Below are 13,836 nucleotides of genomic sequence, written 5' to 3'. Positions count from 1 at the left end.
CCTGTCGGACAAGTTCTTCGGTCAGATACGAAACAATTCGCTCGGTTCCACCGTAGGTTCGGGGCGGCACGGATTCGGTTAGCGGCGCGATCTGGGCTATTTTCATTTAGAAAATCTTTTCGGCGGCGACCGCCGTCTTTCAAACAAGCTTCGGCGGCAACCAAGACAAGCGAGAGCTTCTCGTTGCGAAGTATTCTATGCAGAGTGTATTTATAGTTGTGCCGTCCGTGCTCCTCCCGTGCAATCAGGTTTCCCTTATTCAACTCCTCTGCATCCAAGAACTGCGATCCACGAGAAATGTTTCACCGGCTCGATAAAAAGACAGAATGAGCTACGCGCCGCCGCCCCGCCGCCCCTGACAGGCAGCTTTGGATCGCTCGATCACCACCAATTGATCCAGGCGTGCCGGTGCCGAATGGAACATAAAGCCCGGAATTCAGTTAGATAGCTGGATTTGGCTGGAGTACCGCCAGATGCGGAATTCCAGCCGGGCAGGGCACTACCGTGACACGGAGTGAGCGGCTTCGGGCGCATCTCGCCGAACTCAGGCACCACCTTGCCGAACTCAGGAGCCATAAACGCTCCTTATGGAGGATGCCATGAACCAGTGGACAAACGCCAGGCTCTGTGACGTAGCCAACCTGATCCTTGGGGCAATTCTGTTCTTCTCCCCCTGGATCTTCACCTTTGCGGCAGGCCCGCAGACGCAGAACGCCCTCGGCAGCGGAATCTTGATTGTCGTGCTTTCGGTTGCCGCCCTCGCAGCATTTGCCGTGTGGGAAGAGTGGGTGAACCTGGTCGTCGGACTGTGGGTTCTCGCATCGCCCTGGGTGCTTGGATTCCAGGCGACCACGGCGATGACCGTGCATGTCGTGATCGGCATTCTGGTCGCCGTGCTGGCGGCGATCGAGCTCTGGATGATGTATCAGAACCCGCCGACCCAGTCCGCCGCCTAACAGGCGCAGCCAGCCAGCGCCCTTTTTTGGGCCTGACGGATCTATCGGTCGTCTGCCGGTCTCTCGGCAACAGCCGCCGGAGGCCGGGCACGCGGCGTTTGTTTGGACGAGAATAGGAAGGATGGCGCATTATGGTCGGTGGCAATCCGCGTTCGACGGCCAGGATTGCGGGACATCCTATTCATCCGATGCTCGTGCCATTTCCGATCGCCTGCTTCGTCGGCACCCTGCTGACGGATCTAGCCTATTGGCGAACAGCGGAGATGATGTGGGCTGACTTCTCCGCTTGGCTGGTTACCGTCGGCGTGATCATGGGCTGCCTAGCAGCGATCGCGGGGCTGATCGATTTCCTGGCCAATCCGCTGATAAGGGCACAGCCCCCCGCCTCGCCGCACGTGCTCGGCAATCTTCTGGCGCTGGCGTTATCCATCATCAACATGCTCGTGCACACCCGCGATGCATGGACCTCCATCGTTCCTACAGGCTTGATCCTCTCGGCGGTTGTCGTGCTCGTCCTCATCTTCACTGGTTGGCTGGGCTGGTCCATGGTGTACAGGCATCACGTCGGAGTGGCGGATTGATGCGCATAGCAAGCTCCATCGGTCATGCCAGGCGCATCGCGGTGTCCGTCCTCGTTTGCACTGCGGCGATCACTCTTGCAGCGTGCAGCGGCAACGACCCGGACCCCAGCAGTCAGATAGGGCCGAATCCAAAACTGCCGGACCCGATCCAATATTTCTTCCCGGCCATGCATCTCGCTTCCGTGGTCGGATGGAAGAGCGACGAGAAGCCGACAGTCGCGCAGGGGCTGCAGATCCAGGTTTTTGCCCACGGCTTGCAGCATCCGCGGTCGCTTTATGTGCTGCCCAATGGCGACGTGCTGGTGGTCGAGTCCAAGGCGCCGGGTGGCGAACCGATCAAACGGCCCAAGGATTTGGTGATGGGCTGGATCGAATCCTGGGTCACCTCGGGCGGCGACAGCGGCCCAAGCAACCGCATTACGCTGCTGCGCGACGCCGATGGCGATGGCAAGCCGGAGCTGACCAGCGTATTCCTCGACCACCTGAGCTCCCCCTTTGGCGTGGCGCTGGTGGGAAGCGATCTCTACGTCGCCAATACCGACTCCATCGTCCGCTATCCCTACAACACCGGTGACACAAAGATCACCGCGCCCGGGACGCCGCTAACCGCCCTGCCCGGCGGCCCGATCGACCACCATTGGACGAAGAGCCTGGTGGCAAGCCCCGACGGCTCGCTGCTCTATGTCGGCATCGGCTCGAACAGCAACGTCGCCGAAAACGGCATCGAGGCGGAGAAGAACCGCGCCGCCATCTGGCAGGTAGACAGGGCCACCGGCCGGTCGCGCATTTTCGCCAGCGGTTTGCGCAATCCAAACGGCCTGAGCTGGGAGCCGCAGACCGGGGCGCTCTGGGCAGTGATCAATGAGCGCGACGAGCTCGGCCCCAATCTCGTGCCGGATTATCTGACCTCGGTAAAGGATGGCGGCTTCTACGGATGGCCATACAGCTATTACGGCCAGCATCTCGATCCCCGCGTCATGCCGCAACGTCCGGACCTGGTCGCAAAAGCGATCGTTCCGGATTATGCACTGAGTTCCCACGTCGCCCCTCTGGGACTGGCCTTCTATACGGCAACCAGCCTTCCCGAGGCATATCGCGGCGGCGCCTTCGTTGGCGAGCATGGCAGCTGGAACCGCACGCGCTTCAATGGCTACAAGGTAGTGTTCGTACCATTCAGCGGCGGCCGTCCGAGCGGCGTCGCTACCGACGTGGTGACTGACTTCCTGGACAAGGACAACAAGGCGCGCGGCCGGCCGGTCGGCCTGGCTGTCGACAAAACCGGGGCCCTGCTCATCGCCGACGACGTCGGCAACACAGTTTGGCGGGTGACATCTGCCGGCCAATAAAGTGGCTCCACTCTCTTCGTCGAGCTGTCGGTCGAGCAGGTGGAGGGATCCCCGACGATCGCCGTTCCGGTGGTTCTGCTAGGCGCATTCGGCGTGCCCGCCATTGCCGGCTACTCCACGCTGACGATGTTTGCCGCGTGGCCGCATCGGGCGGGTGAGCTGGAAATAGATGAGGGCCTGCCGCTGATCACCGCCGAACCGAAGGACCGCCAGCGCGGCGAAATGGTATTTTTGCCCTTCCCACAGCCGGCTCTAGAATTTTCATCGCAAATCAAGTTATGATGCACTTGGTATTTCCCGGGACGGCTTGCGCCGCTTGGAATACCGGGAGGAACCGGGACATGGCCGTTGCGCTTGTACTCGTTCTGATAGTCGTGGGCTCGGTGTTGTTCCACTTCCTGAGCCCATGGTGGTGGACGCCGATTGCCTCGAACTGGGACTATATCGACAACACCATCATCATAACTTTCTGGATCACCGGTGTCGTCTTCGCCGCCGTGGTTCTTTTCATGGCCTATTGCGTCTTCCGCTTCCGTCATCGGGAAGGCAATCAGGCGGCATACGAACCTGAGAACAGGCGGCTCGAATCCTGGCTGACGGTCGTCACCGCGGTCGGTGTCACCGCTTTGCTCGTTCCAGGCCTGTTCGTCTGGAGCCGGTTCGTTACCGTTCCAAGCGACGCAACCGAGGTCGAAGTCGTCGGCCAGCAGTGGCAATGGAGTTTCCGCCTCCCCGGCAAGGACGGCAAGCTCGGCACATCCGACACTCGCGACGTCAACGCTGAAAATCCACTCGGCGTCATCGCCACCGATGCCAACGGTCAGGACGATGTCGTAGTGGAAGCGGCCGACCTGCACCTCCCGGTAGGCAAACCGGTCAAGATGCTGCTCCGCTCGATCGATGTGCTGCACGATTTCTACGTGCCGGAATTCCGCGCCAAGATGGACATGATCCCGGGCTCGGTCACCTATTTCTGGTTCACTCCGACCAAGACCGGAACCTTCCAGGTCCTGTGTGCCGAACTCTGCGGCCAGGGACATCCGATGATGCATGGCGTGGTCATGGTCGATACTCAGGAAGACTATCTGGCGTGGCTTGGCCAGCAGCAGACTTTTGCGCAGCTGTCCGCGCCCCAGCAGATGGGCTCGGCAGAGTAGGAAACCGGAACGACGGCCCGCCGTCGGGATTGAAGTTAATGCGGCAAGTCCGAACTGTCGGGCTGGCCGAGAAGGGCACGGAGGTGTTCCTATGGTCGATATCACACCTGCAGATGCGGTACCGCCGGCCGAAGTCGCGGAAATGGAACTCTACCATCCGCACAGCTGGTGGACGAAATACGTTTTCTCGCAGGACGCCAAGGTCATCGCCATCCAGTATTCGGCGACGGCGACAGCGATCGGCATGGTCGCGCTGGTGCTATCCTGGCTGATGCGGCTGCAACTCGGCTTCCCCGGCACATTCGACTTCATCACCCCGGAAGCCTACTACCAGTTCATCACCATGCACGGCATGATCATGGTGATCTACCTGCTCACGGCACTCTTCCTGGGCGGCTTCGGCAACTATCTGATCCCGTTGATGGTTGGTGCTCGCGACATGGTCTTTCCCTATGTCAACATGCTGAGCTACTGGATCTATCTGCTCGCCGTGCTGGTCCTGGTGTCGAGCTTCTTTGCGCCCGGCGGACCGACGGGTGCCGGCTGGACGCTCTATCCGCCGCAGGCGATCATGACCGGTACGCCAGGCGGCCAGGACTGGGGCATCATCCTGATGCTTGTCTCGCTGATCCTGTTCATCGTCGGCTTTACCATGGGCGGCTTGAACTATGTCGTGACGGTGCTGCAGGGGCGCACGCGCGGCATGACGCTGATGCGCCTTCCGCTTACTGTCTGGGGTATTTTCACCGCCACCGTCATGGCGCTGCTCGCCTTCCCGGCGCTGTTCGTTGCTTGCGTGATGATGCTGCTCGACCGGGCGCTCGGCACCAGCTTCTTCATGCCGGCGATTGTCGAGATGGGCGAACAGTTGCAGCACGGCGGCGGCAGCCCGATCCTGTTCCAGCATCTGTTCTGGTTCTTCGGCCATCCGGAAGTCTACATCGTGGCGCTTCCGGCCTTCGGCATCGTATCCGACCTGATCAGCACCCATGCGCGCAAGAACATCTTCGGCTACCGCATGATGGTCTGGGCCATCGTCGGCATCGGCGCGCTGAGCTTCGTGGTCTGGGCGCACCACATGTATGTCAGTGGCATGCATCCCTATTTCGGCTTTTTCTTCGCCACAACGACATTGATCATCGCTGTCCCAACAGCCATCAAGGTCTACAATTGGGTGCTGACGCTGTGGCGCGGCGACATCCACCTCACCATACCGATGCTTTTTGCCTTGGCCTTCATCGTCACCTTCGTCAATGGCGGGTTGACTGGGCTATTTCTTGGCAATGTCGTCGTCGACGTTCCGCTGTCGGACACGATGTTCGTCGTCGCCCATTTCCATATGGTCATGGGGGTTGCCCCGATCATCGTAATCTTCGGCGCGATCTATCACTGGTATCCGAAGGTCACCGGCCGGATGCTGAACGAGACACTGGGCCGGTTCCATTTCTGGGTCACCTTCCTCGGCGCCTATCTGATCTTCTTTCCCATGCACTATCTCGGCTTGATGGGCGTGCCGCGGCGGTACAACGAATTGACCGACATGACGATCATGACGGAATCGGCCCACCACCTGAACTCGTTTATCAGCATCATGGCTTTTATAGTCGGTTTTGCTCAGATTGTGTTTCTGTTCAATCTCATCTGGAGCATCCGCCATGGCCGTGAGGCTGGCGGCAATCCGTGGCGGGCAACGACGCTCGAGTGGCAGACGCCCGAAACACCGCCCGCCCACGGCAATTTCGGCAAGGATCTGCCGATCGTCTATCGCTGGGCCTATGACTACAGCGTACCGGGAGCCAAGGAGGACTTCATACCGCAAAACGTTCCGGGCTCCTTCGCGCCCTCCAGGGAGCCGGCATGAGCGTAATCCTGGTCTTCCTGCTCGTGATCGCCGGTATTGCCGGGTGGTGGCTTTCCCATCAGCGGCTAATGACGAAGCCGTGGCTCGAGCAAGGTATGACCGGGGATTTTGTCGCTCTGGACCGATCGGCGCTGCCGACCGCAAAGATCGGTCTCGGCGTCTTCCTTGCCGTCGTCGGCTGCCTGTTCGCGCTGTTCACCAGTGCTTACTTCATGCGCATGGCGCTGTCGGATTGGCGGCCGCTGCCCATCCCGCCCCTGCTCTGGCTTAACACCGGCGTACTGGTCTTGAGCAGCATCGCGATACAGTGCGCTTCGCTCGCGGCGCGCAAGGGTCAAGTGGACATGGTCAGGCTCGGCCTCGCCACCGCTGGACTCACGGCGCTCGTCTTCCTGATTGGACAGCTTGTGGCATGGCGGGAACTGAGTGCGGATGGCTATTTTCTGGCATCCAATCCGGCCAACAGCTTCTTCTACCTGCTAACGGGAATGCATGGCCTGCATATACTGGGAGGACTGGTCGGGCTGGGCAGAACGAGCGTCGGCGCCTGGAACGGAGCGCAGCCGCAGCGGCTTCGCCTCAGTGTCGAGCTGTGCGCCATGTACTGGCATTTCCTGCTTTTCGTCTGGCTCGCCATCTTTGCGCTTCTGGCCGGCTGGGCTTCGACTTTAATCTACATTTGCCGAGGGTTGCTGACCTAGGAGGAACGGGCGGATGGCAGAGACGACACTGGCCCACATCGGCCGAACAGAGCCGCGGCCCGCAGGCTGGCAAGGCATCGCCGCCGACTGGTCCTCGGATCAGCGGGCGTTCAAAAACGTGTCCTGGGGCAAGGCCATGATGTGGATCTTCCTGCTCAGCGACACGTTCATCTTCGGCTGCTTCCTGCTCTCCTACATGACCGCGCGTATCTCAACACGTGTGCCGTGGCCCAATCCGAGCGAGGTCTTCGCCCTGCGCATCGGTGGCTCCGACATTCCACTGATCCTTATCGCCATCATGACCTTCGTGCTGATCTCGAGCAGCGGAACGATGGCCATGGCGGTCAATTTCGGCTACCGCCGCGACCGCCGCAAAACGGCAGTGCTGATGCTCTTGACCGCAGCACTCGGCGCGACCTTTGTCGGCATGCAGGCCTTCGAATGGACCAAGCTGATCACCGAGGGCGTGCGGCCTTGGGGCAATCCCTGGGGCGCTGCCCAGTTCGGCGCATCCTTTTTCATGATCACCGGCTTCCACGGCACGCACGTGACGATCGGGGTGATCTTCCTGATCATCGTGGCGCGAAAGGTCTGGCGCGGGGATTACGATGTCGGACGGCCCGGCTTCTTCACCAGCCGAAGGGGCCGCTACGAGAACGTCGAAATCATGGGGCTTTACTGGCATTTCGTCGACCTGGTCTGGGTGTTCATTTTCGCATTTTTCTATCTTTGGTGAGAGGCAGGACATGGCTGAAGCAACCGCAAACGGCCTGGGACAACACGCACTGGACAGCGCCCGTACCCATGATGCGACGACGACCGGCGTTACCCCGGCGGAGGTTCATCAGGAGCACCCGATCAAGCTCTATCTGGTGGTCTGGGCGTGGTTGTTCATCCTCAGCACCTGCTCCTATCTGGTCGACTATTTCGGTCTCCACGGCTATCTCAGATGGTCGCTGATCCTGATCTTCATGATCCTCAAGGCAGGACTGATCGTCGCCATCTTCATGCACATGGCCTGGGAACGGCTGGCACTGGCATATGCAATTATTCTGCCGCCGGTGCTGGTTCTGGTGTTCGTGACGATGATGGTCTTCGAAGCGGACTACACGCTTCTCACCCGAATGGCGTTTTTCGGGGCCGGGCCCTGACATGCAATCCGGATCCGGGCCGTCCGGTCCTGGAGCCTTCGCCTTGAAACAATCCACGGCTGGTCCATTTCTGTTGGTATCGGAAACGACAGGCGATGCCGGCGTTTCCACATGCGTCGCGAACACCAGCAAGGGGCGCCCAAGATGACCATCGCAACCAGACTGAAGGACTTCATCGATAGGAAAGGAATTTCCTACGACACCGTCGAGCATCACCGCACGGCGACAAGCAGACAATCCGCCATTGCGGCACATGTGCCTGGCAGCATAATGGCCAAATCGGTGGTCGTTCACCACGACCGTGGCTACGCGCTCGCCGTGGTTCCAAGCACGCACAGGATAGAACTCGCGACATTGCAGGATGTCATGGAGAAGCCTCTTGGACTTGCCTCCGAAGACGAGGTGGTCTCGTTGTTCGGCGATTGCGATGTCGGCGCTGTGCCACCGATCGGCGCTGCCTATGATGTGCCAGTGGTCCTCGATGAAAGCCTCGGCGACGCTCCCGAAATCTATTTCGAGGGCGGTGATCATAGGACGCTGGTGCATGTGAGCGGCAGAGATTTTCGCGACCTGACAAAGGACGCGCGCCAGGCCCGTTTCAGCCACCCGGCCTATTGAAAGCTCTGCCCCACCTGCCCGCACCGGCACTTTCACCGGTGCGCGCAGGGCTGGTTTTTTCAGCTCACGGTCTGGAGGCCGGCGGCGATTCCACAACTTTCCGATAGACATGCCAGGTCGCATGACCAAGGATCGGCAGCACGACTGCCAACCCGGCGAACACTGGCAGCGAGCCGACGATCAGGGCGACGGCGACGATAAGGCCCCACACGGCCATCACGATCGGGTTGGCCAGGACAACGCGCACCGAGGTGTGGATGGCTTCGTAGGCGCCGACATCGCGGTCGAGCAACAACGGGAATGCGACGACCGTGGTGCACAACACAACCGCGGCGAACACGAAGCCGATGGCGTGACCCAGGATGATGAGCGTCCAGCCGCGTCCCGTGGCAAATATTTCACTGATGAAACTGGACAGCGATTGCGGCGGCGCCGGGCCGAACAGGGTCTGGTAGAATATCTGGGCCGTCAAAAGCCAGGCGATGAAGATCGCAAGCAGCATGACGCCGACCGCTGCAATAGCCGGCAGTGCTGGAGAACTCCTGACCTCAAAGGCGTGCCTCCACGAGGCGTCGAGCCCGGCTTCCCGTCGCCGGCTGATCTCATAGAGGCCGATCGCCGCGAACGGACCAATCAGTGCAAAGCCGGACACAAGCGGAAACAGCAATGGCAGCGTGTTGTTACCTGATGTCCAGACAGCAAGCACGACACCCGCAATCGGATAGATCAGGCAGAGAAAAACGATGTGCGACGGCTTGACCATGAAATCATCGACGCCACGCCTGAGCGCATCAAAAAGATCGGAGACACCGATTTTTCGAATTCTGGTGTGTTCCAGCGTCTCGCCGGCGCCTGCTATTACGTGAAAGCTTGCCATGACCATTCCTCCAGACCAGGTCCGGTAAGGTCGCGTTTTACGGTGCTGCCGTTCCGCATGATTGGCCCACGCAAACCGCGACCTGCACCATGATCAATATACTCTCATGCGGGGGACTTGTCGCGCTTTGTAGGAAGGCCCGGGAGTAAGAGGTCCCGGGTAGCCTGACTAGCTACGGACGCCGTTCTCCGATATGCTCTTCTAGTCGAAGGTGAAGGTCATGGACGGAAGGACAGTTCTCATACTCGGCCTTGGCGTCGTTATTCTGCTGTTGCTGGGATTTTGTGCTCTGCCAATGTGATATTTTGAGCCGGGGTCAATAGTCGGCTGAAGCGATCACTCGCATTACAATGGTGTCGGCAAGCAACGCTGCAAATATTGCGAAAAGATAGACAATCGAATACGCAAACAGCGCCTTTGCCGGCTTCATCTCCTTGTCGGCGACGAGAACCTTCCAGGCCTGCCAAATGAAACCTGCACCCAACGCGGCTGAAGCAGTGCCGTAATATCCGCTCGCGAAGCCGAAACCCCAAGGGAGCACGCCGATTGGCGCCAAGAGCAGTGAATAGGCGAAGATTTGTTTTCTGGTCGAGTGCTGGCCGGCCACATTCGGCATCATCGGGACCCCAGCCGCGGCATAGTCACCGACCTTGAAAAGGGCCAGCGCCCAGAAATGAGGCGGCGTCCAGAGGAAAATGATCAGAAACAGGATGAGACTTTCAATGCCGATTGCGCCGGTTGCAGCAACCCACCCGATCACCGGAGGAAGGGCGCCTGCCGCGCCGCCTATGACGATATTCTGTGGCGTCGAGCGCTTCAGCCACATCGTGTAGATAACGACATAGAAAAAGATGGTGAACGCCAACAACGATGCGGCGAGCCACCCCACCAGCACGCCGAGCGTCATGACCGACAGTGCGGAAAGCACCAGACCGAAGCTGAGAGCTTCGCCAGGCGTGACGCGACCGGACGGAATTGGTCGCTTGGACGTGCGAGACATCAAGGCGTCTATGTCTGCGTCGTACCACATATTGAGCGCGCCGGCGGCTCCCGCTCCAACCGCGATTGCGCCGATGGCAATTAAGGCGATAACTGGATTCATCACGCCGGGCGCCATCATCAGGCCGACGAAGGCAGTAAACACGGCGAGCGCCATGACGCGTGGTTTCAAAAGCGCAAAGAAATCACCCGCCGTCGCCTCCGAGAGGCGGATGCCGGTATCCTTGAGACGGCTTTCTTCAGTCGACATTCAGACGACCACCGATGGGAATGGCAGCCTAGCCGGCCAATGTCTTTTTTGCAACGAGTCGCCCTCCCCACCGACACTGCCGGCAGATTGCGGCCGAGGCTATGCCTCGACCTGTTTGCTATACCAAGATCCGGCGGAAGAGCCGGGCTATTTGGAGAATTGCTTCAGATAAGCAATGACATTGGCGACGTCCTCGTCCTTCTTGAGGCCGGGGAATGCCATCTTCGTTCCTTTGACCATCGCCTTGGGATCGTGAAGGTAGGTCGTCAGCGTGGCTTCGTCCCATTTAACGCCGGATTTGCCGGCCTCGGTCATAGCCTTGGAATAGCTGAACCCTGGATGCGTGCCGGCCGTTCGGCCGATGACGCCATTCAAGGACGGACCGATCTTGTTCTGATCCTTGTCCGCGATATGGCAGACCTTGCATTTGGCGAAGACCTTCTCACCCGCCGCGGCATCCTGTGCCCGCGAGGGGCCGGCAATGACGGTGGCGACGGACATGATGACAAAAAACACAAAGGCACGCATGGCATTTCCTCCCTGATCGCCAATTTGCCCTGGCTGACCTGCACAGGCCGACATTTAGTCCGCTGGCATGCGCTCTTGAATGGCAGAACGGATATCCACTGCCCGGGGTTGCGGCACCTACATACCACGGAACCCGGCCGGCAGATAGAGTTCGGCCGTGCCAAGGTTTAATGCGGACAATCTGCTCAAGGCAATTTGGTGTTGCAGCTGGCGGCGATCCGGCCGATCGCCTCTTCAACTCCGGTGAGGTCAAACTCGGCTTTGCCGCGCCCCGACAGCAGCCCGAACCGCCAGGACAGCAGCAGCCGGTCCGCGGTAATCAGTCGCCTGATGCCGTCGGCACCGTCGCGGACCAGCATCCTGCTGCGCGGGCCGACCGACCAGCTTTCGTTGAGCTTGCCGGATTGGCCGACAGTCACCGACATGGCGATGGTTCGGCTGGCGGAAACGGTGTCGCTCAGCTGCAGCCATTCGCTCCAACGCGGTTCGCCGGCGGTCCGGCACGCGATCGTCAAAACCGGGCTGTAGCTCAATGCGCCGCCGCCGGTGATGAGCTTGTTGGTCGCATAAAGCGAGGCGGTGACAAGGCCATCGCTGCTCTTGTCGAACCGCCAGTTGTCGAGAACCGTATCAGCCTGGGCAATGCCACAGACCGACGCAAGCAGGAACGCCGCCGCCACGCTTCCGATACCGAAGAACTGTCTCAACGATGCCTCCAACAACCGCTGCGGTCAGCAACCCAGCGCAGATAATCATCAAAGCTTCATATCGCTACCTCGACCGCCAGATGCGTGAAATCCGTTGCGTCTGTGCCACAACGAAAAAGGCCGCCTCGAGAAGGCGGCCTTTCGGAATTCAGCAGGGACGTTATTCAGCGTCCTTGGCGGCCTTCTTCTTCGGCGCGGCCTTTTTCTTCGGCTCTTCAGCGTCGTCGTCGGCCCTCTTGGTGTCCGCTTTTTTCGCAGCCGCCTTCTTCGCCGGCTTGGCCTTGGTTGTATCCGTATCCTCCTCGTCGGCCAGCAGCTCTTCCTTGCTGACCTTGACGTCGGTGACCGAAATCTGGCCGAGCAGATGGTCGACCACCTTCTCTTCGAACATCGGCGCGCGCAACGTGTTCAGCGCTTCGGGATTGTTGCGATAGAATTCGAAGGCCTCCTGCTGCTGGTTGGCCGGATAGCGACGCACCTGCTCGAACAGGCCGCGCTGCAATTCCTCGTCCGTCACCGTGACGCCGGCCTTCTCGCCGATTTCGGCGAGAACCAGACCGAGACGCACACGGCGCTCGGCAAGCCGCATATATTCTGCACGCGCTTCTTCTTCAGTCGTCTCTTCGTCGGCAAAGGTGCGCCCGGCAGCTTCGAGATCGCGATTGACCTGGTTCCAGATGTTATTGAACTCGGCCTCGACTAGCTTGGACGGCGCCTCGAACGAGTAGGCAGCGTCGAGCTGGTCGAGCAACTGCCGCTTGACTTTCTGGCGCGTTATCGAGCCGAACTGGTTCTCGATCTGACCGCGCACCACCTCGCGCAGGCGCTCCAGCGATTCAAGGCCGAGATTTTTGGCCATCTCGTCGTTGATCTCAAGCGCGCCGGGCTTCGACACTTCCTTGACCGTCACGTCAAAAGTGGCTTCCTTGCCGGCCAGATGCGCCCCCTGGTAGTTTTCCGGGAAGGTAACCGTGACCTGCTTCTCGTCGCCGGCCTTGCTGCCGACCAGCTGGTCCTCGAAGCCGGGGATGAATTCCTTCGAGCCGAGCACCAGCGGCTGATCGGTGCCGGCGCCGCCGCCGAAGGCTTCGCCGTCGATCTTGCCGACATAATCGATGGTCACACGGTCGCCCTCGGCGGCCTTGCCGGTCTTCGGCTCGTAAGTGCGGGCGGATTCAGCGACACGCTTGACCTGCTCGTCGATCTCTTCATCCGGCACGTCGAACACCTGGCGCGTCACCTTGATGTCGGAGAAATCCTTGATCTCGATCGGCGGAATAACCTCATAGTTCAGACGGAACTCGAAATCGGCACCGCCTGCCAGGATCTTCTCGGCTTCCTTCTCGTCCTCGGTCATGATCACTTCGGGCTGCATGGCGGCCTTTTCGCCGCGCCCGGTGATGATCGAACGGGTCGAATCATTGAGGATCTCGTTGACCACTTCGGCCATGAACGACTTGCCGTAGACCTTGCGCAGATGCTGCACCGGCACCTTGCCGGGGCGGAAGCCGTTGATGCGGACCTTGTTCCTGGCATCGGAGAGCCGCGCCATCAGCTTGGCTTCCATGTCACCGGCCGGCACGGTGATCTTGATCTCGCGCTTGAGACCGGAGTTGAGCGTTTCGGTGACCTGCATCATAAAACCTTTGTTTCCACCAATGAGGCCGTCAAACGGCCCCTGCCGTTTACAGCCTGCCGGTATGATCTTGCCGGGAATGGCTTTTGGTGCGGGACTTGGCGATCTGTCCGCTCAACGCGGCACAAATCCTCCAGAAATACGCTCCAAAATGTGAATAAGTCTTTGTTTTTCCTACTTCTTATCACATTCTGCAGAAGCGGATCGTCGCGTCCCGTCACATTCGACACGCCTTTTGTCACAGGCGACGCTGATTTTCAACCATCTTTGCATTCCGGCCAATGATGCCGATGTGGGCTCTGACATTGACAGAATGATGGCTACATGGGATTGGCCGGGCAATGCGGATGTGGCGGAATTGGTAGACGCCCTGGATTTAGGTTCCAGTGCCGAAAGGCGTGGGGGTTCGAGTCCCTTCATCCGCACCACCCTTCGCTCTTCGAGCTTCGGGTGGCAGGCCACTCGAAG

At 59.8% G+C, this 13,836-nt stretch carries 15 protein-coding genes and 1 tRNA gene; 11 read left to right on the top strand and 5 right to left on the bottom strand.

Annotation, left to right across the window (positions count from 1 at the left end; genetic code table 11):
- The first annotated feature begins 599 nt into the window (after positions 1-599).
- The 10 genes from NKH59_RS09770 (at position 600) to NKH59_RS09725 (ending at position 8,371) form a co-directional block, all read left to right on the top strand.
- Positions 600-956: an SPW repeat protein gene (locus NKH59_RS09770; RefSeq protein ID WP_352451366.1), complete on the top strand. Its 357-nt coding sequence runs from the start codon at positions 600-602 to the stop codon at positions 954-956.
- A 131-nt stretch (positions 957-1,087) separates the two neighbouring features.
- The gene (locus tag NKH59_RS09765; protein WP_353021636.1) at positions 1,088-1,537 is read left to right on the top strand and encodes a DUF2231 domain-containing protein; all 450 of its coding nucleotides are present in this window, start codon (positions 1,088-1,090) and stop codon (positions 1,535-1,537) included.
- Positions 1,537-2,883, top strand: coding sequence for a PQQ-dependent sugar dehydrogenase (locus NKH59_RS09760; protein WP_352539755.1), 1,347 nt, complete (start codon positions 1,537-1,539; stop codon positions 2,881-2,883). The genes NKH59_RS09765 and NKH59_RS09760 overlap by 1 nt, the downstream gene beginning before the upstream one ends.
- Positions 2,884-2,976: 93 nt before the next feature.
- Entirely contained in the window at positions 2,977-3,165 is a 189-nt protein-coding gene (locus tag NKH59_RS09755; RefSeq protein ID WP_352539754.1) for a hypothetical protein, read from the top strand.
- 59 nt (positions 3,166-3,224) lie between these two features.
- Positions 3,225-4,040 (top strand): cytochrome c oxidase subunit II, encoded by an 816-nt coding sequence (gene coxB / locus NKH59_RS09750; protein ID WP_352500857.1) that lies wholly within the window; start codon positions 3,225-3,227, stop codon positions 4,038-4,040.
- 91 nt (positions 4,041-4,131) lie between these two features.
- Positions 4,132-5,901: a cytochrome c oxidase subunit I gene (ctaD, locus tag NKH59_RS09745; RefSeq protein WP_352470447.1), complete on the top strand. Its 1,770-nt coding sequence runs from the start codon at positions 4,132-4,134 to the stop codon at positions 5,899-5,901.
- Positions 5,898-6,602, top strand: coding sequence for a cytochrome c oxidase subunit 3 (locus tag NKH59_RS09740; protein ID WP_353021634.1), 705 nt, complete (start codon positions 5,898-5,900; stop codon positions 6,600-6,602). Before ctaD ends, NKH59_RS09740 begins: the two co-directional genes overlap by 4 nt.
- A 13-nt stretch (positions 6,603-6,615) precedes the next feature.
- The gene (locus NKH59_RS09735) at positions 6,616-7,338 is read left to right on the top strand and encodes a heme-copper oxidase subunit III family protein (RefSeq protein WP_023678903.1); all 723 of its coding nucleotides are present in this window, start codon (positions 6,616-6,618) and stop codon (positions 7,336-7,338) included.
- A 10-nt stretch (positions 7,339-7,348) separates the two neighbouring features.
- Complete coding sequence (locus NKH59_RS09730; protein ID WP_352470444.1) at positions 7,349-7,753, top strand: cytochrome C oxidase subunit IV family protein; 405 nt, start codon at positions 7,349-7,351, stop codon at positions 7,751-7,753.
- 144 nt (positions 7,754-7,897) lie between these two features.
- Positions 7,898-8,371 (top strand): aminoacyl-tRNA deacylase, encoded by a 474-nt coding sequence (locus tag NKH59_RS09725; RefSeq protein ID WP_352470443.1) that lies wholly within the window; start codon positions 7,898-7,900, stop codon positions 8,369-8,371.
- A gap of 64 nt (positions 8,372-8,435) precedes the next feature.
- Here the strand turns inward: NKH59_RS09725 and NKH59_RS09720 are convergent, their stop codons facing one another.
- The 5 genes from NKH59_RS09720 to tig form a co-directional block, all read right to left on the bottom strand.
- A complete protein-coding gene (locus NKH59_RS09720) occupies positions 8,436-9,248 on the bottom strand; it encodes a DUF2189 domain-containing protein (RefSeq protein WP_352539752.1) in 813 nt (270 codons plus the stop codon).
- A 316-nt stretch (positions 9,249-9,564) separates the two neighbouring features.
- Entirely contained in the window at positions 9,565-10,497 is a 933-nt protein-coding gene (locus NKH59_RS09715) for a heme o synthase (protein ID WP_352470441.1), read from the bottom strand.
- Positions 10,498-10,644: 147 nt separating this feature from the next.
- Positions 10,645-10,998: a c-type cytochrome gene (locus tag NKH59_RS09710; protein ID WP_502899547.1), complete on the bottom strand. Its 354-nt coding sequence runs from the start codon at positions 10,996-10,998 to the stop codon at positions 10,645-10,647.
- Between the two features lie 212 nt (positions 10,999-11,210).
- Positions 11,211-11,732, bottom strand: a complete 522-nt coding sequence (locus NKH59_RS09705; RefSeq protein ID WP_353021631.1) for a hypothetical protein — start codon at positions 11,730-11,732, stop codon at positions 11,211-11,213.
- Between the two features lie 160 nt (positions 11,733-11,892).
- The gene (gene tig, locus NKH59_RS09700; protein WP_352539768.1) at positions 11,893-13,368 is read right to left on the bottom strand and encodes a trigger factor; all 1,476 of its coding nucleotides are present in this window, start codon (positions 13,366-13,368) and stop codon (positions 11,893-11,895) included.
- A gap of 343 nt (positions 13,369-13,711) precedes the next feature.
- Here tig and NKH59_RS09695 point away from each other — a divergent pair.
- A tRNA-Leu gene (locus NKH59_RS09695) sits at positions 13,712-13,796 on the top strand.
- Positions 13,797-13,836 lie beyond the last annotated feature (40 nt).

Origin of the sequence: Mesorhizobium sp. M0998, assembly GCF_040318885.1 — a bacterium.
Taxonomy (GTDB): domain Bacteria; phylum Pseudomonadota; class Alphaproteobacteria; order Rhizobiales; family Rhizobiaceae; genus Mesorhizobium.
Note: the sequence above shows the minus strand (reverse complement) of the source record. Positions and strands in the feature narration are given on the sequence as shown.

What these genes read in the sequence shown, in the direction of transcription:
- NKH59_RS09770 (WP_352451366.1), top strand. Translation starts at nt 600, where the DNA reads ATGAACCAGTGGACAAACGCCAGGCTCTGTGACGTAGCCAACCTGATC.
- NKH59_RS09765 (WP_353021636.1), top strand. Translation starts at nt 1,088, where the DNA reads ATGGTCGGTGGCAATCCGCGTTCGACGGCCAGGATTGCGGGACATCCT.
- NKH59_RS09760 (WP_352539755.1), top strand. Translation starts at nt 1,537, where the DNA reads ATGCGCATAGCAAGCTCCATCGGTCATGCCAGGCGCATCGCGGTGTCC.
- coxB (WP_352500857.1), top strand. Translation starts at nt 3,225, where the DNA reads ATGGCCGTTGCGCTTGTACTCGTTCTGATAGTCGTGGGCTCGGTGTTG.
- ctaD (WP_352470447.1), top strand. Translation starts at nt 4,132, where the DNA reads ATGGTCGATATCACACCTGCAGATGCGGTACCGCCGGCCGAAGTCGCG.
- NKH59_RS09740 (WP_353021634.1), top strand. Translation starts at nt 5,898, where the DNA reads ATGAGCGTAATCCTGGTCTTCCTGCTCGTGATCGCCGGTATTGCCGGG.
- NKH59_RS09735 (WP_023678903.1), top strand. Translation starts at nt 6,616, where the DNA reads ATGGCAGAGACGACACTGGCCCACATCGGCCGAACAGAGCCGCGGCCC.
- NKH59_RS09730 (WP_352470444.1), top strand. Translation starts at nt 7,349, where the DNA reads ATGGCTGAAGCAACCGCAAACGGCCTGGGACAACACGCACTGGACAGC.
- NKH59_RS09725 (WP_352470443.1), top strand. Translation starts at nt 7,898, where the DNA reads ATGACCATCGCAACCAGACTGAAGGACTTCATCGATAGGAAAGGAATT.
- NKH59_RS09720 (WP_352539752.1), bottom strand. Translation starts at nt 9,248, where the DNA reads ATGGCAAGCTTTCACGTAATAGCAGGCGCCGGCGAGACGCTGGAACAC.
- NKH59_RS09715 (WP_352470441.1), bottom strand. Translation starts at nt 10,497, where the DNA reads ATGTCGACTGAAGAAAGCCGTCTCAAGGATACCGGCATCCGCCTCTCG.
- NKH59_RS09710 (WP_502899547.1), bottom strand. Translation starts at nt 10,998, where the DNA reads ATGTCCGTCGCCACCGTCATTGCCGGCCCCTCGCGGGCACAGGATGCC.
- tig (WP_352539768.1), bottom strand. Translation starts at nt 13,368, where the DNA reads ATGCAGGTCACCGAAACGCTCAACTCCGGTCTCAAGCGCGAGATCAAG.